Genomic DNA, 18,711 nt, shown 5'->3' with positions numbered 1-18,711 from the left:
TTAGAACTTGTGACGGATACCGACGCGAGCCGTGAACTGGTTGTTGGTCGTCGAACCGGTCAGGCCGTTGATGGCTGCCGTTGCCGCGACCACCTGGCCTGTCGCATTGACCGTGTCGCCCAGAGCGTGCTGGTACACGCCGACCAGGTACACGTCGGTACGCTTGGACAGGAAGTAGTCCACGCCCAGTGCGCCCTGATGGTACTGAGCACGCGAGTTGCCTTCGACCTGCGTGCCGCGCGTGTAGTCATACGCTGCGCCGACCAGCAGTGCCGGGGTCAACTGATACTTGAAGTTGATTTCGCCGTTGTTGAACGTTGCCTTCTGGCCAGTGAACGGCGACGCGAACGTCTTGCCGAGGTTGCTGAACTGGACGTTCGAATACGTCAGGCCGATGGTTGCCGCGCCGAACGTATATGCACCGCCTGCGCCGATGACCTGGTACGTGTTAGCCGACGAGAAGCCGGCGTACACCGGGCTCGACACCGCGAAACCCGCCGGGTTCGCGGTTGAGAAACCGGCGCCTGGCGTGTTCGCTGCGATCGTGCCGCCGTTGTTGAACAGACCGCCCGACGCTGCCGGCGTCCGTGCGTTCAAATAACCCACGCCCAACTGCAGCGGACCGTTGTTATAGCCACCACCCAACGACCAGATCTGGTTGTGCGTAAAGTCACCGGCGACGCCGCCGAAGCTGTACGTACCGCCGAACGTCAGGCCGTTGTAGTTCGCGCTCGTGTACTTGACCGTGTTGTTGGTGCGATAAGCGTTGTTGAAGTTGTCGATATCGCCCGGATGAGCGGCGATGTAGCCGCCCCACTGATCACCCGCTTCGAACGGACCCACGTAGTCGACGACGGAGTCGTACTGACGACCCAGCGTGACCGTGCCGAACTGGCTCGACAGACCGACATATGCCTGACGACCGAACATCAGGCCGCCTTGACCGAGCTTGCCATTCGTCGTGTCAAAGCCGTTTTCCAACACGAACAGTGCCTTCAGACCGCCGCCCAGATCTTCCGTGCCACGCAGGCCGAAACGCGAGCCCTGCAGGACACCGCTGGACATGTTGTACAGATGCTTACCGCCCGAGTTGGTGTTCATGTTGATACCAACGTCAACGATGCCGTACAGGGTCACGCTGCTCTGAGCATGTGCGACGCCTGCGAATGCGCCCAGTGCTGCGAGAGCGAGAAGCGACTTTTTCATCGAATGATCTCCAAGGAATACGAATCTTTTGTACAAGGCGAAATATTTAGTTAGTGCTGAGGGCCTTGCTGTCCAACTTCGCGAGAAGTTGCCACGTAATGTAACAAAAGGCATACATGGAACAAAGAAAAAGGAGTCGCTCCGGAAGGCCGCTGTTTCGTTTACGCAACATGGTCTAGAATCGCAAATTAACCGCCCATTTCATGCGGATTGGTGCCTGTCGGGCCACGGGTTTCGCGTCGCGAGGCCTTGTCGCACGGACCTTCCGGAACGATGCGGCGGTTATCGAATCAGGGAGCGCCTTATGTTGCTGGACGAGTTGATTGGCGAGTTTGATCGGGGTTTACGCTCACTGACGGGGGTCTCGCGGATGAGCCGTCCGCTGCCGCTTCCGCAGGCTTCCGCGGCGACGGCCGAAGCTCCCGAACTCTCGCCCGCGGAGCGCGCGCATGCGGCGGGTTTGATGCGTGTGAACCACGTCGGCGAAGTGTGCGCGCAGGCGCTTTACCAGGCGCAGAAACTCGCCACCGACTCACCTTCATTGCGCGCTATGTTCGATCACGCCGCGTCGGAAGAAGAGGATCATCTGGCGTGGACCGCCAAACGCCTCCAGGCGCTCGACTCGCGTCCCAGTCTGCTCAATCCGCTGTGGTACACCGGCGCGCTCGCGATCGGTCTCGCCGCGGGGCGTCTCGGCGATCGCGTGAGTCTTGGCTTCATGGCCGAAACGGAGCGCCAGGTCGAGCAGCATCTCGACAGTCATCTCGATCAGCTCCCCGCCGCGGACCATGAATCGCGCGCGATCGTCGAGCAGATGCGCGTCGATGAAGCGCAGCACGGCAAGGCCGCGATGGACGCGGGCGGCATCGAGTTGCCGTCTCCTGCACGCGCGTTGATGCGTGCGGTGTCGAAGGTGATGACGCGCACCGCCTATTACATATGAGCGTTTCACCCGCTTCGCTTCGCTAACCGGAGCACCGCACGTATCGCCTCAGCCATCGCTGAACGCATTTTCGCAAGCGAGACGGCGCCGCGCGCCCCGTTCGTCGTCCGTCCGGGCGACGCCGCCTTTTCCCTTTCAGATTCCCTTAACGATCTCTTTCAATTCGCGCTGTTTCCTCGCACTTTTCACGTATCACCTTCACAAGTTGCACTAGCCCTTTCATTTATAACGGTTTTCTGTTTTATGCTGGACGTGAAGGAGTCGCGCTAAGTCCTTGTTCTAGCAAACAAAATCCGCTCGAAAAGCGCGCCGCTCCCTTGACCCGTGTTTAGCGTTCCTCTAAAGTGGGAGACAGTGTGAGAAAGTGTATTTTTGTGTGTTCTCGGCATCACTTTCGGGTAGATTTTCACGGACCGGGCGGGCGGCGGCGCAAACAGCGCCGCAATAGGGGAGAGCGAAGTGTTCCAAGGGGCGTCGGCGCTGACGCTCGATGCGAAAGGGCGGATGTCGATTCCCTCTCGTTATCGGGATGCGCTGCAAACACAGGCAGAGGGCCGGGTGACGATCACCAAGCACCCGGACGGCTGCCTGTTGCTCTTTCCGCGCCCCGAATGGGAAATCTTCCGTGACAAGGTCGACAAGCTGCCCATGAACGCCGCCTGGTGGAAACGCATTTTTCTCGGCAATGCAATGGATGTGGATATGGACGGCGCAGGCCGTGTGCTCGTGTCGCCGGAGTTGCGAGCGGCTGGCTCGCTGGAGAAAGAAGTGACCTTGCTCGGCATGGGCCGCCATTTCGAGCTGTGGGATGCACAGATCTACGCCGCGAAGGAACAGGCGGCGATCGCCGAGGGCATGCCCGACGCGTTGAAAGATTTCACGTTCTGATCGCGGCTTATTTATATGGCTTCTGCGATGGGACACGAATTGCAGCATCGCACGGTGCTGTTGAACGAAGCGGTCGATGCGCTGGTCACGCGCGCCGACGGCACGTATGTGGACGGCACGTTCGGCCGTGGCGGCCATAGCCGCCTCGTGCTGGAACGGCTCGGTGAAGCAGGGCGGCTGATCGCGTTCGATAAAGATCCGCTCGCGATCGCGACGGCGCAGAAGATCGCCGATCCGCGTTTTGCCATCGTCCACGAGAGTTTTGCTTCACTGCGCGCCGCGATGGCGGAGCGCGGGGTAGGGCGTGTGTCGGGGGTGTTGCTGGATCTGGGCGTGTCGTCGCCGCAAGTCGACGATCCGGAGCGGGGCTTCAGCTTCCGCGCCGACGGCCCGCTCGACATGCGGATGGACCCGACGCGCGGCGAGTCCGCCGCTGACTGGCTCGCGCGGGCCACGGTGCAGGAATTGACGGAGGTGATACGAGATTATGGGGAAGAACGGTTTGCTTTTCAGATTGCAAAGGCGCTTGTTGCTCGCCGGGCAGAGTCCGACCGTCTTGGGCCTCTCGTCAGCACGGGCGAGCTTGCCCAAATCGTGGCTAACGTCGTCAAAACCCGTGAGAAGGGCAAGGACCCGGCAACCCGCACCTTTCAGGCTATACGGATTCACGTCAATCAAGAGCTTGCGGAGCTGCAAGTCGTTCTAGAAGCAGCGTTGTCGTTGTTGGAGCAAGGGGGGCGGCTGGTGGTCATCAGCTTTCATTCGCTCGAGGACCGGATCGTCAAGCGATTCATGCAGGCGCACGCGAGCACGCCGGCGGTGGATCGCCGTCTGCCGATCCGCGCGGTCGACCTGCCGAGCCCTCCGCTCAAGATCATCGGCCGCGTATTCGCGAGCGACGCTGAAGTCGCCGGCAACCCGCGCGCCCGTTCTGCCGTGATGCGCGTGGCGGAGCGGATCGCGCCATGAACCGCCTCAATATTTTCCTGCTGATCATCGTGATGGGCTGTGCCTTGTCGGTCGTCAACGCGACCAATCAGCAGCGTCAGATCTTTATCCAGTTGCAGCGCGCGCAGTCGCAGGAGCGTCAGCTGCAGCAGGACTATTCGCAGCTTCAATATCAGCAGAGCGCGCTGTCCAAAACGTCGCGCATCGAGCAACTCGCCACCGCCTCGCTGAAGATGCAATCGGTCACCACGGGCCGCACCCAGTACCTGACGCTCGCCCCGGGTGCTGCGACGGCGATCGACGCACCCATTCCGACTTCCGCGCCGGCCTCGGCGCCGGTCGCGACCCGTCGCGGAGCCACGCGATGAAAAAATCGTCGGCCCACAAGAGCGTTGCGTTTTCGGCCAACCCGATTCTGTCGGTGCGCCTGCCGATGTGGCGCTCGAAGCTCGTCGTGTTCCTGCTGTTCATGGCATTCGTCGCACTCGCCGCGCGCGCGTTCTGGATTCAGGGCCCGGGCAACGCGTTCTATCTGAAGCAGGGCGAGATCCGCTATCAGCGCCGCATCGACATGCCGGCCACGCGCGGCAAGATTCTCGACCGCAACGGCCTCGTGCTCGCCACTAGTCTGCCGGTGCGTGCAATCTGGGCGATTCCCGAATCGGTGCCCGACGACCTCGGCGCGGACAAGCTCGACGCGCTCGGCAAACTGCTCGGCATGACCACTAAGGAATTGCGCTCGAAGCTGTCGGAAGACAAGACCTTCGTCTACGTGAAGCGCCAGGTGCCGGTCGACGTCGCAGAAAAAGTCGCGGCGCTCGACATCCCCGGCATTTACTCGCGCGACGAGTACAAGCGCTTCTATCCGGAAGGTGAGATCACCGCTCACCTGATCGGCTTCACGAACGTCGAGGATGAGGGCCAGGAAGGCGTCGAGCTCGGCGACCAGAAGCTGCTCGCGGGCATGTCGGGCAGCCGTCGCGTGATCAAGGACCGGATGGGCCACATCATCGAGGACGTCGACGAACAGGTCGTGCCGCACAACGGCAAGGACGTCGATCTGTCGATCGACAGCAAGATCCAGTACATCGCCTATACGAACCTGAAAGCGGCAGTCGAGAAATTCAAGGCGAAGGCCGGCGCGGCGATGGTGATCGACGTGCGCACCGGCGAAGTGCTCGCGCTCGTCAATTACCCGACCTACAACCCGAACGACCGCTCGCACCTGACCGGCGACCAGCTGCGCAACCGCATCCTGACCGACACGTTCGAGCCGGGTTCGATCATGAAGCCGTTCACCGTATCGCTCGCGCTCGATCTGCACCGCGTGACGCCGACTACACTGGTAGATACGGGCAACGGCCACTTCGTACTCGACGGCGCGCCGATTACCGACGACAGCGGCTTCGGCGTGCTGACTGTCGGCGGTGTGATCCAGAAGTCGAGCAACATCGGCGCGACCAAAATCGCGATGCAGTTGCGGCCCGAAGAGATGTGGAACATGTACACCAGCATCGGTCTCGGCCAGGCGCCGAAGGTCGGTTTCCCGGGCGCGGCGGCGGGCCGTCTGCGTCCGTGGAAGAGCTGGCGCCGCATCGAGCAGGCGACGATGTCGTACGGCTATGGCCTGTCGGTGTCGCTGTTCCAGCTCGGCCGCGCGTACACCGCGATCGCGCACGACGGCGAAATCATGCCCGTGACGATTTTCCACGCGCCGGGCGATCAGCCGGCCACCGGTCCGCAGATCTTCTCGCCGACCACCGCGCGTGAAGTGCGCGCGATGCTCGAAACCGTGGTGTCGCCGCAAGGCACGTCGCCGGATGCGGCGGTGCCCGGCTATCGCGTCGGCGGCAAGAGCGGTACCGCGTACAAGCATGGTCCGCACGGCTACGACCACTCCAAATATCGCGCATCGTTCGTCGGCATGGCGCCGATGCCGAATCCGCGCATCGTCGTTGCGGTGTCGGTCGACGAGCCGACGGCCGGTAGCCACTTCGGCGGCCAGGTGTCGGGCCCGGTGTTTTCGGGCATCGCCGGGGATACGCTGCGCGCGCTGAACGTGCCGCCCGACATGCCCGTCAAGCAGATGGTCGTGTCCGACGATTCGGCGCCGCCCGCGCCCGGCGCGCCGGCCACGCCGCCCGTGGTGAAGAAGCTGTCGACGAGCCCCGGCGTGAAGAAGATGACCATTTCCGCCAATCCGAAAAATCATCCAGGAGTCGAGCGATGAACGCGCTGCGCGAGCAACATCCAGCGCACCGGCAGATCGCCGACGCCCTCGCCTGGCTGCGCGCGCACGTGCAGCCAGGCGCGCATCTGCACGCCGACACGCGCTCGCTCGCGGCCGGCGACGCGTTCTTCGCGTACGCGGTCGATGGCGCGGACAACCGTCCGTTCATCGACGCCGCGATCGAGCGCGGCGCGGCCGCCGTGCTAGTGCAATCCGAAGGCTTCGGCGGTACGCTCGATGCGTCCGTCACGCACGCGGTGCCGGCGTTGAATGAGCTCGCCGGCACGATCGCGAGCGCGTGGTATCGCGATCCGAGCGACGCGATGCTCGCGGTCGGCATCACCGGCACGAACGGCAAGACTTCGTGCAGCCAGTGGGTCGCCGCGGCGCTGTCCGCGCGCGGCACGCGCTGTGCGATCGTCGGCACGCTCGGCACAGGGCTCGTCGGCCAACTCGTGCACACCGGCTTCACGACGCCCGACGCACCGCAATTGCAACGCAGCCTCGCGCAATTGCGCGACGCGGGCGCGCAGGCGGTGGCGATGGAAGTGTCGTCGCATGCGCTGCACCAGGGGCGCGTGAACGGCACCGCTTTCGACATCGCGGTGTTCACGAACCTGACGCAGGACCATCTCGACTATCACGGCACGTTCGAGGCCTATGAAGCCGCCAAGGCGCGTCTGTTCGCCTGGCCCGAGCTGCGCGCGGCCGTGATCAATCGCGACGATGCCGCCGGCCGGCGTTTGCTCGCGAGCACGCGTAGTCACGCGCGCACGATCGCGTATGGCATCGAGGGCGAGCATGGCGACGCCGACGCTAAGGGCACACCGCAAGCCGACGCGTGGCTCACTGCATCCAACGTGCGTGCCACCGCGACCGGCACCGCGTTTCATCTGAGCACCTCGGACTGGGGCAACGCCGAAGTCGAAGTGCAAACGCTCGGCCTCTTCAACGTCGGCAATCTGCTCGCGGTGCTCGGCGTGCTGCTCGCCGCCGACGTGCCGTTCGACGCGGCGCTCGCCGAGCTCGCGAAGCTCGAACCGGTGAACGGCCGCATGCAGCGTCTGGGCGGCCGTCTGCAGAACGACGAACCACTCGTCGTGATCGACTACGCGCACACACCCGATGCGCTCGAAAAGACGCTCGAAGCACTGCGGCCGATCGCGACCGCGCGCGGCGGCGAACTTGTCTGCATGTTCGGCTGCGGCGGCGACCGCGATGCGACCAAGCGTCCGCTGATGGGCGCGATCGCCGAGCGGCTGGCGGACAACGTCGTCGTGACGAGCGACAACCCGCGCAGCGAAGATCCGCTCGCGATCATCGAGCAAATTGCCGCGGGCATGCAGGATGCGTCGAAGGCGCGCCGCATCGAGGACCGCGCGAGCGCGATCCTGCAGGCGATCCGCGGCGCCGCGCGCGAAGACGTGATCGTGCTGGCCGGCAAGGGGCACGAAGCCACACAGGAAATCATGGGCAAGAAACGCGCTTTCTCCGATCAGGACCACGCCCGCCTCGCGCTCGCCGCGCGGGCCACACAAACACGCGGAGGTGGCGAATGAACATGTTCTCGCTACGTGCAGCCGCCGCGCAGATCCCCGGCGCGAGCGTCACCGGCGACGACAGCGTGCGCTTCGAGCGCGTGTCGACCGACAGCCGCAGCGCTGGCCCCGGCGATCTGTTCATCGCGATCAAGGGCGACCGTTTCGACGCGCACGACTTCCTGCCGCAAGTCGCCGAGCGCAACGTCGCGGCGGTGCTCGTCGCGCGCACGCCGGATAGCTGGAGCGTGCCCGCGATCCGCGTCGCCGATACGCGCGAAGCGCTCGGCGCGCTCGCGCGCGGCTGGCGTCGTCAGTTCGACCTGCCGCTCGTCGCGGTCACGGGCAGCAACGGCAAGACCACGGTCAAGGAAATGATCGCCTCGATCTTCGCGGCCGCGGTCGGCGCGGATGCGCGTCTCGCGACCGCGGGCAATTTCAACAACGACATCGGCCTTCCGCTCACGCTTTTCCGTCTGCATGCCGCGCATCGGCTCGCGGTGGTCGAACTCGGCATGAACCATCCGGGCGAAACTGAGCAGCTCGCGAAGCTTGCCGAGCCGACGGTTGCCGTCGTCAACAACGCGCAGCGCGAGCACCAGGAATTCATGGCGACCGTCGAGGCGGTCGCGCTCGAACACGCGAGCGTGATTCACGCGCTGTCGCCGGAAGGCACGGCGGTATTCCCCGCCGACGACGCATACGCGAGCATCTGGCGCGTCGCCGCGACCGGCAGTCGCATCATCGATTTCGCGTTGAACAGCGCGGAGCGCACGACCGAAGCCGCGGTGAAGGGCAGGTTCGACGGCAAGCGTTTGAGTATCGACACGCCGCAAGGCCATCTCGACGTCACGCTGCAGGTGCTTGGCAATCACAACGCGCACAACGCGCTCGCGGCGGCCTCCGCCGCGTTGGCAGCGCGTGTGTCGCTCGACGCGATCCAGCGCGGCCTCGAATCGTTCGGCGCGGTGAAGGGTCGTCTGCAGGTCAAGCAGGCCGTGCTCGGCACGCTCGCGGGCGCAACCGTGATCGACGACACCTACAACGCGAATCCCGATTCGATGCGCGCCGCGATCGACGTGCTCGCGTCACGTGAATCGCCGCGTGTGCTCGTGATGGGCGACATGGGCGAAGTCGGCGACAACGGCCCGGCGTTTCACCGCGAAATCGGCGCGTATGCGAAAGAGCGCGGTATCGACGCGCTGTATGCGATGGGCGACGCCTCGCGCGACGCCTGCACCGCATACGGCGCGGGTGCGCACCACGTCGCCGATGTCGGCGCGCTGGTCGCGCAACTGCAGCAGGCCGGCTTCGGCGCTGCCGCAACGCTTCTCGTGAAAGGCTCGCGTTTCATGCAGATGGAGCGCGTGGTGGACGCCGTTACGAGTCCACAACCCAACGCCGCGGGCACGACGCCCGCTGCACATTGAAATAGAAGGATCCAGGCATGCTACTGGCGCTGGCGCAATGGCTGCAGAATGACGCAAGCTTCTTGCGCGTGTTCAGTTATCTGACGTTTCGCGCGGTGATGGCGACCATCACCGCGTTGTTGATCGGGCTCGTCTGCGGCCCGGCGGTCATTCGCAAGCTGACCGCGATGAAGGTCGGCCAGGCCGTTCGCAAGGACGGTCCGCAAACTCACCTCGTCAAATCGGGCACGCCGACGATGGGCGGCGTGCTGATCCTGCTCGGCATCGCCGTGGCCACGCTACTGTGGGCCGATCTGACCAACCGCTTCATCTGGATCGTGATGCTCGTCACGTTCGGCTTCGGCGTGATCGGCTGGGTCGACGATTACCGCAAGGTCGTCTACAAGGACCCGCGCGGCATGTCATCGCGCGAGAAGTATTTCTGGCAATCGGTGATCGGCCTGTTCGCGGCGGTTTATCTCGCGTTCAGCGTGTCCGAGGCGAGCAACGTGCGCGTGTTCGACCTGTTCATGGCGTGGGTGCGCAGCGGTCTGTCGATGGGCCTGCCCGCGCGCGCCGACCTGTTGCTGCCGTTCTTCAAGTCGATCACTTATCCGCTCGGCGTGTGGGGCTTCATCGTGTTGACGTACCTGGTGATCGTCGGCGCGAGCAACGCGGTGAATCTGACCGACGGCCTCGACGGCCTCGTGATCATGCCGGTCGTGCTGGTCGGCGCGTCGCTCGGCGTGTTCGCGTACGTGATGGGTAGCTCGGTCTACTCGAAATACCTGCTGTTCCCGCATATTCCCGGCGCGGGCGAATTGCTGATCTTCTGTTCGGCGATGGGCGGCGCGGGTCTTGCGTTTCTTTGGTTCAACACGCACCCGGCGCAGATGTTCATGGGCGACGTCGGCGCGCTCGCGCTCGGCGGCGCGCTCGGCACGGTCGCGGTGATCGTGCGTCAGGAAATCGTGCTGTTCATCATGGGCGGCATTTTCGTCGCGGAAACGCTGTCGGTGATGCTGCAGGTCACGTGGTTCAAATACACGAAGCGCCGGTTCGGCGAAGGGCGGCGGTTCTTCAAGATGGCGCCGCTGCATCACCATTTCGAATTGTCGGGCTGGAAGGAAACGCAGGTAGTCGTGCGTTTCTGGATCATCACGTTGATGTTGTGCCTATTCGGTTTGTCCACGCTCAAATTGCGTTAAGCAGCAGTATTTAAGGAAGCAGGCGATGTTCGGCGAGAAGTTTCGGGATCGGCAAAAGCCGATGGTGCTCGTGCTGGGACTGGGTGAATCCGGTCTCGCGATGGCGCGTTGGTGCGCCAGGCACGGCTGTCGGCTGCGCGTGGCCGATACGCGCGAAGTGCCGCCGAATCTGTCCGCGCTCGAAGCGCATGGCGTCGATGCCGATTTCGTCGGCGGTCCGTTTTCGCCGGTGCTGCTCGAAGGCGTCGAGCTGGTCGCGATCAGCCCGGGACTGTCGCCGCTGGCCGCCGATCTGCTGCCGCTGGTCACGGCGGCGCGCGAGCAGGGCATCCCGGTGTGGGGCGAACTCGAACTGTTCTCGCAGGCGCTGCGCACGCTCGGCGAGTCCGGCTACGCGCCGAAGGTGATCGCGATCACCGGCACGAACGGCAAGACCACGACGACGAGCCTGACCGGCCTGCTGTGCGAGCGCGCAGGCAAGAAGGTCGCGGTGGCGGGCAACATCAGCCCGTCGCTGCTCGACAAGCTCTCTGAAGCGATCGACCAGACCGCGCTGCCCGACGTGTGGGTGCTCGAACTGTCGAGCTTCCAGCTAGAGACCTCGCATACGTTTACGCCGGACGCGGCCGCCGTGCTCAACATCACGCAGGATCATCTGGACTGGCACGGCGGACTCGATGCGTACGCGGCCGCGAAGGGCCGCATCTTCGGTACACGGACGGTGCGCGTGCTGAACCGCGACGACGCACGCGTAATGGCGCTCGCGCCTGCCAGCGGCGACGCGGAGGTCGTCACGTTCGGCGTGACCGAGCCGAAGAACGACGGTGACTATGGCCTCTTGCGCGACAACGGCATGGTGTGGCTCGTCGAAGCGCAAGAACGCGACGCGAGCGACGAGCCGACGCCGAAGCGCCGTCGCAAGAACGAAGCAGCCGCAACGCCCGACATCGCGTTGAAGCGTCTGATGCCCGCCGACGCACTGCGCATCCGTGGCATGCACAACGCCGCCAACGCGTTGGCCGCGTACGCGCTCGCACGCGCGATCGGCCTGCCCGGCGCGCCGCTTTTGCACGGCCTGCGCGAATATCACGGCGAGCCGCATCGTGTGGAGTTGATCGCGTCGATCGACGGCATCGACTACGTGGACGACAGCAAGGGCACCAACGTCGGCGCGACGGTCGCCGCGCTCGACGGTCTCGCGCAGCGCGTCGTGCTGATCGCCGGCGGCGACGGCAAGGGTCAGGAGTTCGAGCCGCTCGCCGCACCGGTGATGCGTTGGTGCCGCGCGGTGATGCTGATCGGCCGCGACGCGCCACAGATTCGCGCGGCGCTCGAACATTGCGGCGTCGCGATGACCGACCACGCGACGCTCGAAGACGCGACGCGCGCGGCTACCGCGCTCGCGCAGCCCGGCGACGCGGTGCTGCTGTCGCCCGCGTGCGCGAGCTTCGACATGTTCAAGGGTTACGCACACCGCGCGGCGGTATTCCGCAGCACGGTCGAAGATATCGCGGCCGAACGGGGGACGATGATATGAGCTGGTCGGAACGTTTCGGCTCGCGCGAAGCCGCCGGCGGCAACGGCGCCGCGGCGCGCACGTCCACCCGCACGGGCGGCAGCGGTCTCGCGAGCGCGGTCAACGGCGTGCGGCCGCTGCGCTCGCGCATGCTCGACTACGACCACTCGCTGCTGTGGGTCGTCGTCGCGCTGCTCGGGCTCGGCGTCGTGATGGTGTACTCGGCGTCGATCGCGATGCCCGATTCGCCGAAGTACGCGTCGTATCGCGATTGGGCGTTTCTCTTGCGCCAGATCATCTTCGTGCTGATGGGCGCGGCGGTCGGCGTCGCGTCGTTCCGCATTCCGATTTCGACGTGGGACAAGTACGCACCGAAGCTCTTCCTGATCTCGCTCGTCGCGCTCGTGATCGTGCTGATCCCGCACGTCGGCAAGGGCGTGAACGGCGCGCGCCGCTGGATTCCGCTCGGCATCACGAACATGCAGCCGTCGGAAATCATGAAGCTCGCGGTGACGATCTACGCAGCGAACTACACGGTGCGCAAGCAGGAATACATGCACAGCTTCGCCAAGGGCTTTCTGCCGATGGCCGTCGCGGTCGGTCTCGTCGGCATGCTGCTGCTGCTCGAGCCGGACATGGGCGCGTTCATGGTGATCGCGGCGATCGCGATGGGCGTGCTGTTCCTCGGCGGTGTGAACGGCAAGCTGTTTGGCGGCCTCGTCGCGACCGCGGTGGGCACGTTCACGTTGCTGGTGTGGGCGTCGCCGTGGCGTCGTGAGCGGATCTTCGCGTACCTCGATCCGTGGGACGATCGTTACGCGCAGGGCAAGGCGTATCAGCTGACGCACTCGCTGATCGCGTTCGGGCGCGGCGAGTGGTTCGGCGTCGGTCTCGGCGGTAGCGTCGAGAAGCTCAACTATCTGCCGGAAGCGCATACCGACTTCATTCTCGCGGTGATCGGCGAGGAGCTGGGTTTCGTCGGCGTGCTCGTCGTGATCCTGATGTTCTACTGGATCGTGCGCCGTTCGTTCGAGATCGGCCGCCAGGCGCTCGCGCTCGATCGCACGTTCGCGGGTCTGGTCGCGAAGGGCGTCGGCATATGGTTCGGCGCGCAGACCTTCATCAACATGGGCGTGAACCTCGGTCTTCTGCCGACCAAGGGCCTGACGTTGCCGCTCGTCAGTTACGGCGGTTCGGGCATCTTGCTGAACTGCGTGGCGATCGCGGTGCTGATGCGGGTCGACTATGAAAATCGTGTGCTGATGCGCGGGGGCAAGGTATGACGGCTCTGCCACAACGCACGGTGATGGTGATGGCCGGCGGCACCGGGGGACACGTGTTCCCGGGGCTCGCGGTCGCCCATCTGATGCAGGCGTGGGGCTGGAAAGTCGTATGGCTCGGCAACCCCGCGGGCATGGAAGCGACGCTGGTACCGAAGCACGGCATTCCGATGGAGTACGTGCGCTTCGGTGGCGTGCGCGGCAAGGGCCTGAAGACCAAACTGATGCTGCCGGTGAACCTGCTGCGCGCATGCACGCAGAGCTTGAGCGTGCTGCGTCGCGTGAAGCCCGACGTAGTGCTCGGCATGGGCGGGTACATCACGTTCCCGGCCGGGCTGATGACGGCGCTGAGCGGCCGGCCGCTCGTGCTGCACGAACAGAATTCGATCGCGGGCCTCGCGAACAAGGTGCTCGCAAAACTCGCGAAGCGCGTGCTGGTCGCGTTTCCGGATGCACTGCCGCACGGCGAGTGGACCGGCAATCCGATTCGTGAGGAACTTGCGCGCGCGAATGCACCCAAAGCACGCTACGCCCAGCGTAACGGTCCGCTGAACGTGCTCGTCGTGGGCGGCAGTCTCGGCGCCGCCGCGTTGAACGAAGTCGTGCCGCGCGCGCTCGCGCTGCTTGGCTCCAACGAGAGGCCGCGCATCGTGCATCAGGCGGGTGCGAAGCATATCGACGCGCTGCGCGAGAACTACGCGGCCGCAGGCTTGCAGGCAGGCACGGACGTCTCGCTCGTGCCGTTCATCGACGACATGACGAGCGCCTACGAAGCAGCCGATCTGGTGATCTGCCGCTCGGGCGCGATGACCGTGTCGGAGATCTCGGCGGTCGGCGTCGCGGCGCTGTTCGTGCCGTTCCCGTACGCGGTCGACGATCACCAGACCACTAATGCAGCGTTCCTCGCCGACAACGGCGCGGCGCTAGTCGTGCACCAACGCGATCTGTCGGCGGAAAAGCTCGCCGACTGGTTGCGCAGCCAGACGCGGGAAAGTCTCGCGGAAATGGCGGAGCGTTCGCGCTCGCTCGCGAAACCGGATGCCGCCGAACAGGTCGCGCAGATCTGCGCGACGGTGGCGGCTGCGGGTTCGATGGCGGGCGTGAGCCCAGAAGGAAAGCAATGAAACACATCGTCAAACACATTCATTTCGTCGGCATCGGCGGCGTGGGCATGAGCGGCATCGCCGAAGTGCTCGTCAATCTCGGCTATCAGGTGAGCGGCTCGGACCTGTCGGGCAACGCGGTCACCGAGCGCCTCGCCGGGCTCGGCGCGCGCATTTCGATCGGGCACGCGGCGGAGAACATCGAAGGCGCGAACGCGGTGGTGGTGTCGACCGCGGTGCGCAGCGACAACCCGGAAGTGCTGGCCGCGCGTCATCGCCGCATTCCGATCGTGCCGCGCGCGGTGATGCTCGCGGAGTTGATGCGTCTGAAGCAGGGCATCGCGATTGCCGGCACGCACGGCAAGACCACGACCACGTCGCTGGTCGCGAGCGTGCTCGCCGCGGGCGGGCTCGATCCGACCTTCGTGATCGGCGGCAGGCTGATCAGCGCGGGCGCGAATGCGCGCCTCGGCACCGGCGACTTCATCGTCGCCGAGGCGGACGAATCGGACGCGTCGTTCCTGAACCTGTTCCCGGTGATCGAGGTCATCACGAACATCGACGCCGATCATATGGACACCTATGGTCACGACTTCGCGCGTCTGAAGCAGGCCTTCATCGAATTCACGCACCGTTTGCCGTTCTACGGCATCGCGGTGCTGTGCGTCGACGATCCGAACGTGAAGGAGATCCTGCCGTTCGTGTCGAAGCCGATCATCCGCTACGGTTTCGCGGCCGATGCGCAAGTGCGCGCGGTCAACGTCGAAGCTCGCGAAGGCCGCATGCATTTCACCGTGATGCGCGAAGACGCGGCGCCGCTCGACGTCACGTTGAACCTGCCGGGCGAGCACAACGTGCAGAACGCCTTGGCCGCAATTGCAATTGCGACTGAACTTGAAGTGAAAGATGCCGATATCCAGCGAGCGCTCGCGGATTTCAACGGCGTCGGCCGACGCTTCCAACGCTATGGCGAAGTGCCGGTTCTCAGCGACGGCCAGGCCGCGGGCTCCTACACGCTGGTGGACGACTACGGTCACCACCCGGTCGAAATGGCCGCCACGGTGGCGGCGGCGCGCGGCGCATTTCCGGGCCGGCGTCTGGTGCTGGCGTTCCAGCCGCACCGCTTCACGCGCACGCGTGATTGCTTCGAGGATTTCGTGAAAGTGCTGTCGACCGTCGACGCGCTCGTGCTGACCGAAGTCTATGCGGCCGGCGAAGCGCCGATCGTCGCCGCCGACGGCCGCGCATTGGCGCGCGCGCTGCGCGTCGCGGGCAAGGTCGAGCCGGTGTTTGTCGATACGGTGGATGAAGTGCCGGACGCGCTGTCCACGGTGGTGCGCGACGGCGACGTGGTGATTACGATGGGCGCGGGTTCGATCGGCGGTGTGCCGGTTCGACTGGCTCAGGAACAGAAGGTGTGAGATGAGCAGTATCGACCCTAAACAATTCGGCAAGGTGGCAGTGCTGCTCGGCGGTAATTCCGCCGAGCGCGAGGTGTCGCTCAATTCCGGGCGCCTGGTGTTGCAAGGCCTGCATGACGCGGGCGTCGACGCGCATCCGTTCGATCCGGCCGAGCGTCCGCTGTCCGCGTTGAAGGATGAAGGCTTCGTGCGCGCGTTCAACGCGCTGCATGGCGGCTACGGCGAGAACGGCCAGATCCAGGGCGCGCTGGATTTCTATGGCATCCGTTACACCGGTAGCGGCGTGCTCGGCTCGGCGCTCGGTCTCGACAAGTTCCGCACCAAGCTCGTGTGGCAGCAGCTCGGCATTCCGACTCCGCCGTTCGAAGCGGTGCTGCGCGGTGACGACTACGAAGCGCGCGCCAAGGAGATCGTCGCGAAGCTCGGTCTGCCGCTGTTCGTGAAGCCGGCGAGCGAAGGTTCGAGTGTCGCCGTGATCAAGGTGAAGAGCGCGGACGCGCTGCCGGCCGCGTTGATCGAAGCCGTGAAGTACGACCGTATCGTCGTGGTCGAGAAGAGCATCGAAGGCGGCGGCGAATACACCGCGTGCATCGCCGGCAATCTGGACCTGCCGGTGATCCGCATCGTGCCGGCCGGCGAGTTCTACGACTACCACGCGAAGTACGTCGCCAACGACACGCAGTATCTGATTCCGTGCGGTCTCGGCGCTGAAGAGGAAGCGCGCCTGAAGGTGCTCGCGCGCCGCGCGTTCGATGTGCTCGGTTGCACCGACTGGGGCCGCGCGGACTTCATGCTCGACGGCGAAGCCAAGCCGTACTTCCTCGAAGTGAACACGGCGCCCGGCATGACCGATCACTCGCTGCCGCCGAAAGCGGCGCGCGCGGTCGGCATCAGCTATCAGGAACTGGTGGTCGGCGTGTTGGCGCTGACGCTGCAGGATTAACCAAGGCAACCGCAAGCGACACCATGTGGAACAACGTTCGCCAGCTCAATCTCGCCAGCAACGCGCTGCACGCGTTGCTGGTGCTCGTGCTGCTGGCGGCGGGCGGTTACTGGCTGATCCAGCGCCCGAATTTCGCGCTGCGCGAGATCCAGATCGACGGCGATACCGAGCACATCAATTCGCCGACGGTACGCGCCGGCGTGGTGGGGCGACTGAAGGGCAACTACTTCACGGTCGATCTCGACGCCGCACGGCAGGCGTTCGAGCAGATGCCGTGGGTGCGTCACGCGAGCGTACGGCGCGTGTGGCCGAATGCACTGGCTGTCACGCTCGAGGAGTACAAGCCGCTTGGGACGTGGGGCAGCGATCAGCTGGTGAGCGTCGACGGCGAGCTGTTCACCGCGAACCAGGCCGAGCTCGACGGAGACCTGCCGGCGTTCGACGGCCCGGACGGTACGGCGAAGGAAGTCGTCGCGCGTTATCACGACTTCCAGAAGTGGTTCGCGGCGATCCACGCGACGCCCGAGGAAGTGACGCTGTCGGCGCGCTACGCGTGGACGGTGAAGCTGTCGAACGGCACGCAGGTGGAGTTGGGCCGCGAACGCAATCAGGACACGCTGGCCGATCGCAGCAAGCGCCTGACCGCGGCATGGAGCGCGGTGACGCAACGTTGGGGAAAGGATATCGAGAATGCGGACTTGCGCTATCCGAACGGTTTCGCGATTCGTGCCACTGGCATGCGCTTCATCAGCGAACCCGACAAGGGCAAGAAGTAAACGGACATCACACGCAGTGAGCACGCTATGAGTAAAGACTATAAAGATCTGCTGGTCGCCCTCGACATCGGAACGTCGAAGGTAGTGGCCATCGTCGCCGAGTTGAAGGGCGAGGGTCACTACGAGGTGATCGGTCTCGGCCAGAGCGAATCGAAGGGGCTCAAGAAGGGCGTGGTGGTGAATATCGAAGCCACCGTGCAGTCGATCCAGCGCGCGCTCGAGGAAGCCGAACTGATGGCCGACTGCAAGATCACGAACGTGTTCACCGGGATCGCCGGCAGCCATATCCGCAGCTTCAATTCGAGCGGCATGGTCGCGATCAAGGAGAAGGAAGTCACGCAGGCCGACGTCGCGCGCGTAATTGAAACCGCGAAGGCGATCAACATTCCGACCGACCAGCAGGTGCTGCATATCCTCACGCAGGAATTCATCATCGACGGTCAGGAAGACGTGCGCGAGCCGATCGGCATGAGCGGCATCCGCCTCGAAGTGAAGGTGCATATCGTCACCGGTGCCGTGAGCGCGGCGCAGAACATCGTCAAGTGCGTGCGTCGCTGCGGCCTCGAAGTGAACGACCTGATTCTGCAGCCGCTCGCGTCGTCGCTTGCGGTGCTGACGGAAGACGAAAAGGAACTGGGCGTGGTGCTGGTCGACATCGGCGGCGGCACGACCGACATCGCGATCTTCAGCGAAGGCGCGATTCGCCACACGGCCGTGATTCCGATTGCCGGCGACCAGATCACGAGCGACATCGCGATGGCGCTGCGAACGCCGACGCCGGATGCCGAGGACATCAAGGTCGACTACGGCATCGCCAAGCAGGCACTCGCCGATCCGGACGAGATGATCGAAGTGCCGGGTCTCGGCGAGCGCGGTCCGCGCACGCTGTCGCGCCAGGCATTGGCGGCCGTGATCGAGCCGCGCGTCGAAGAACTGTTTTCGCTCGTGCAGCAGGTGGTGCGCGAGTCGGGTTACGAGGAACTGCTGAGCTCGGGCGTCGTGCTGACGGGCGGCGCGTCGATGATGATCGGCATGGTCGAGCTTGGTGAGGACATTTTCCTGAAGCCGGTGCGCATCGGCGTACCGGAGTATGCGGGCGGTCTCGCCGACGTCGTGCGCAATCCGCGCTATTCGACGGCGATGGGCCTGCTCGTCGAAGGACGCTCGCAGCGTATGCGCGGGCGCAAGGTTGCGGTGCAGTCGGGGTCGATGGGACAGGTGTTCTCGCGCATGAAGGACTGGTTCCTCGGCAACTTCTGATCACGGGTTTCGAGAAATTCGCGCTGGTGCCGGCGGCCGGCG

The 18,711-nt window shown here is 64.7% G+C and carries 16 protein-coding genes; 15 read left to right on the top strand and 1 reads right to left on the bottom strand.

The window, feature by feature from the left end; all coding sequences use genetic code 11:
• Nucleotides 1–1,206: a porin gene (locus OKW41_RS38560; RefSeq protein ID WP_429451837.1), complete on the bottom strand. Its 1,206-nt coding sequence runs from the start codon at nucleotides 1,204–1,206 to the stop codon at nucleotides 1–3.
• 304 nt (nucleotides 1,207–1,510) lie between these two features.
• Between OKW41_RS38560 and coq7 the strand changes: the two genes are divergently transcribed.
• From coq7 to ftsA, 15 genes are all read left to right on the top strand, one after another.
• Nucleotides 1,511–2,149, top strand: a complete 639-nt coding sequence (gene coq7, locus OKW41_RS38555) for a 2-polyprenyl-3-methyl-6-methoxy-1,4-benzoquinone monooxygenase (protein ID WP_429575765.1) — start codon at nucleotides 1,511–1,513, stop codon at nucleotides 2,147–2,149.
• Nucleotides 2,150–2,608: 459 nt separating this feature from the next.
• Nucleotides 2,609–3,037, top strand: a complete 429-nt coding sequence (gene mraZ, locus OKW41_RS38550; RefSeq protein WP_013090620.1) for a division/cell wall cluster transcriptional repressor MraZ — start codon at nucleotides 2,609–2,611, stop codon at nucleotides 3,035–3,037.
• Between the two features lie 15 nt (nucleotides 3,038–3,052).
• Nucleotides 3,053–4,006, top strand: a complete 954-nt coding sequence (gene rsmH / locus OKW41_RS38545) for a 16S rRNA (cytosine(1402)-N(4))-methyltransferase RsmH (RefSeq protein WP_429575764.1) — start codon at nucleotides 3,053–3,055, stop codon at nucleotides 4,004–4,006.
• Nucleotides 4,003–4,353: a cell division protein FtsL gene (gene ftsL, locus OKW41_RS38540; RefSeq protein ID WP_090801975.1), complete on the top strand. Its 351-nt coding sequence runs from the start codon at nucleotides 4,003–4,005 to the stop codon at nucleotides 4,351–4,353. The genes rsmH and ftsL overlap by 4 nt, the downstream gene beginning before the upstream one ends.
• Nucleotides 4,350–6,215 (top strand): peptidoglycan D,D-transpeptidase FtsI family protein, encoded by a 1,866-nt coding sequence (locus OKW41_RS38535; protein ID WP_429575763.1) that lies wholly within the window; start codon nucleotides 4,350–4,352, stop codon nucleotides 6,213–6,215. The genes ftsL and OKW41_RS38535 overlap by 4 nt, the downstream gene beginning before the upstream one ends.
• Nucleotides 6,212–7,774 carry a UDP-N-acetylmuramoyl-L-alanyl-D-glutamate--2,6-diaminopimelate ligase gene (locus OKW41_RS38530; RefSeq protein ID WP_429575762.1) on the top strand — a complete coding sequence of 521 codons (1,563 nt, stop codon included), beginning with the start codon at nucleotides 6,212–6,214 and terminating at the stop codon, nucleotides 7,772–7,774. Before OKW41_RS38535 ends, OKW41_RS38530 begins: the two co-directional genes overlap by 4 nt.
• The gene (locus tag OKW41_RS38525; protein ID WP_429575761.1) at nucleotides 7,771–9,183 is read left to right on the top strand and encodes a UDP-N-acetylmuramoyl-tripeptide--D-alanyl-D-alanine ligase; all 1,413 of its coding nucleotides are present in this window, start codon (nucleotides 7,771–7,773) and stop codon (nucleotides 9,181–9,183) included. Before OKW41_RS38530 ends, OKW41_RS38525 begins: the two co-directional genes overlap by 4 nt.
• 17 nt (nucleotides 9,184–9,200) lie before the next feature.
• Entirely contained in the window at nucleotides 9,201–10,370 is a 1,170-nt protein-coding gene (mraY, locus tag OKW41_RS38520; RefSeq protein WP_429451829.1) for a phospho-N-acetylmuramoyl-pentapeptide-transferase, read from the top strand.
• A 25-nt stretch (nucleotides 10,371–10,395) separates the two neighbouring features.
• Entirely contained in the window at nucleotides 10,396–11,907 is a 1,512-nt protein-coding gene (gene murD / locus OKW41_RS38515) for a UDP-N-acetylmuramoyl-L-alanine--D-glutamate ligase (RefSeq protein ID WP_429575760.1), read from the top strand.
• A complete protein-coding gene (gene ftsW / locus OKW41_RS38510; RefSeq protein WP_429575759.1) occupies nucleotides 11,904–13,169 on the top strand; it encodes a putative lipid II flippase FtsW in 1,266 nt (421 codons plus the stop codon). Before murD ends, ftsW begins: the two co-directional genes overlap by 4 nt.
• Entirely contained in the window at nucleotides 13,166–14,290 is a 1,125-nt protein-coding gene (gene murG, locus OKW41_RS38505) for an undecaprenyldiphospho-muramoylpentapeptide beta-N-acetylglucosaminyltransferase (protein WP_429575758.1), read from the top strand. Before ftsW ends, murG begins: the two co-directional genes overlap by 4 nt.
• Nucleotides 14,287–15,690 (top strand): UDP-N-acetylmuramate--L-alanine ligase, encoded by a 1,404-nt coding sequence (murC, locus tag OKW41_RS38500; protein WP_429451822.1) that lies wholly within the window; start codon nucleotides 14,287–14,289, stop codon nucleotides 15,688–15,690. The genes murG and murC overlap by 4 nt, the downstream gene beginning before the upstream one ends.
• Before the next feature lies 1 nt (nucleotide 15,691).
• Entirely contained in the window at nucleotides 15,692–16,633 is a 942-nt protein-coding gene (locus OKW41_RS38495; protein WP_429575757.1) for a D-alanine--D-alanine ligase, read from the top strand.
• A gap of 23 nt (nucleotides 16,634–16,656) precedes the next feature.
• Complete coding sequence (locus OKW41_RS38490; RefSeq protein WP_429575756.1) at nucleotides 16,657–17,409, top strand: cell division protein FtsQ/DivIB; 753 nt, start codon at nucleotides 16,657–16,659, stop codon at nucleotides 17,407–17,409.
• A 27-nt stretch (nucleotides 17,410–17,436) separates the two neighbouring features.
• Nucleotides 17,437–18,669, top strand: a complete 1,233-nt coding sequence (gene ftsA / locus OKW41_RS38485; RefSeq protein WP_008921172.1) for a cell division protein FtsA — start codon at nucleotides 17,437–17,439, stop codon at nucleotides 18,667–18,669.
• Nucleotides 18,670–18,711 lie beyond the last annotated feature (42 nt).

The sequence above is a fragment of the Paraburkholderia sp. UCT70 genome, assembly GCF_050434085.1.
In the GTDB taxonomy this organism is placed as follows: Bacteria; Pseudomonadota; Gammaproteobacteria; order Burkholderiales; family Burkholderiaceae; genus Paraburkholderia; species Paraburkholderia tuberum.
Note: the sequence above shows the minus strand (reverse complement) of the source record. Positions and strands in the feature narration are given on the sequence as shown.

Excerpts from the sequence above, each read along its gene's own strand:
- OKW41_RS38560 (WP_429451837.1), bottom strand. The coding sequence starts at position 1,206 with ATGAAAAAGTCGCTTCTCGCTCTCGCAGCACTGGGCGCATTCGCAGGC.
- coq7 (WP_429575765.1), top strand. The coding sequence starts at position 1,511 with ATGTTGCTGGACGAGTTGATTGGCGAGTTTGATCGGGGTTTACGCTCA.
- rsmH (WP_429575764.1), top strand. The coding sequence starts at position 3,053 with ATGGCTTCTGCGATGGGACACGAATTGCAGCATCGCACGGTGCTGTTG.
- ftsL (WP_090801975.1), top strand. The coding sequence starts at position 4,003 with ATGAACCGCCTCAATATTTTCCTGCTGATCATCGTGATGGGCTGTGCC.
- OKW41_RS38535 (WP_429575763.1), top strand. The coding sequence starts at position 4,350 with ATGAAAAAATCGTCGGCCCACAAGAGCGTTGCGTTTTCGGCCAACCCG.
- OKW41_RS38530 (WP_429575762.1), top strand. The coding sequence starts at position 6,212 with ATGAACGCGCTGCGCGAGCAACATCCAGCGCACCGGCAGATCGCCGAC.
- OKW41_RS38525 (WP_429575761.1), top strand. The coding sequence starts at position 7,771 with ATGAACATGTTCTCGCTACGTGCAGCCGCCGCGCAGATCCCCGGCGCG.
- mraY (WP_429451829.1), top strand. The coding sequence starts at position 9,201 with ATGCTACTGGCGCTGGCGCAATGGCTGCAGAATGACGCAAGCTTCTTG.
- murD (WP_429575760.1), top strand. The coding sequence starts at position 10,396 with ATGTTCGGCGAGAAGTTTCGGGATCGGCAAAAGCCGATGGTGCTCGTG.
- ftsW (WP_429575759.1), top strand. The coding sequence starts at position 11,904 with ATGAGCTGGTCGGAACGTTTCGGCTCGCGCGAAGCCGCCGGCGGCAAC.
- murG (WP_429575758.1), top strand. The coding sequence starts at position 13,166 with ATGACGGCTCTGCCACAACGCACGGTGATGGTGATGGCCGGCGGCACC.
- murC (WP_429451822.1), top strand. The coding sequence starts at position 14,287 with ATGAAACACATCGTCAAACACATTCATTTCGTCGGCATCGGCGGCGTG.
- OKW41_RS38495 (WP_429575757.1), top strand. The coding sequence starts at position 15,692 with ATGAGCAGTATCGACCCTAAACAATTCGGCAAGGTGGCAGTGCTGCTC.
- OKW41_RS38490 (WP_429575756.1), top strand. The coding sequence starts at position 16,657 with ATGTGGAACAACGTTCGCCAGCTCAATCTCGCCAGCAACGCGCTGCAC.
- ftsA (WP_008921172.1), top strand. The coding sequence starts at position 17,437 with ATGAGTAAAGACTATAAAGATCTGCTGGTCGCCCTCGACATCGGAACG.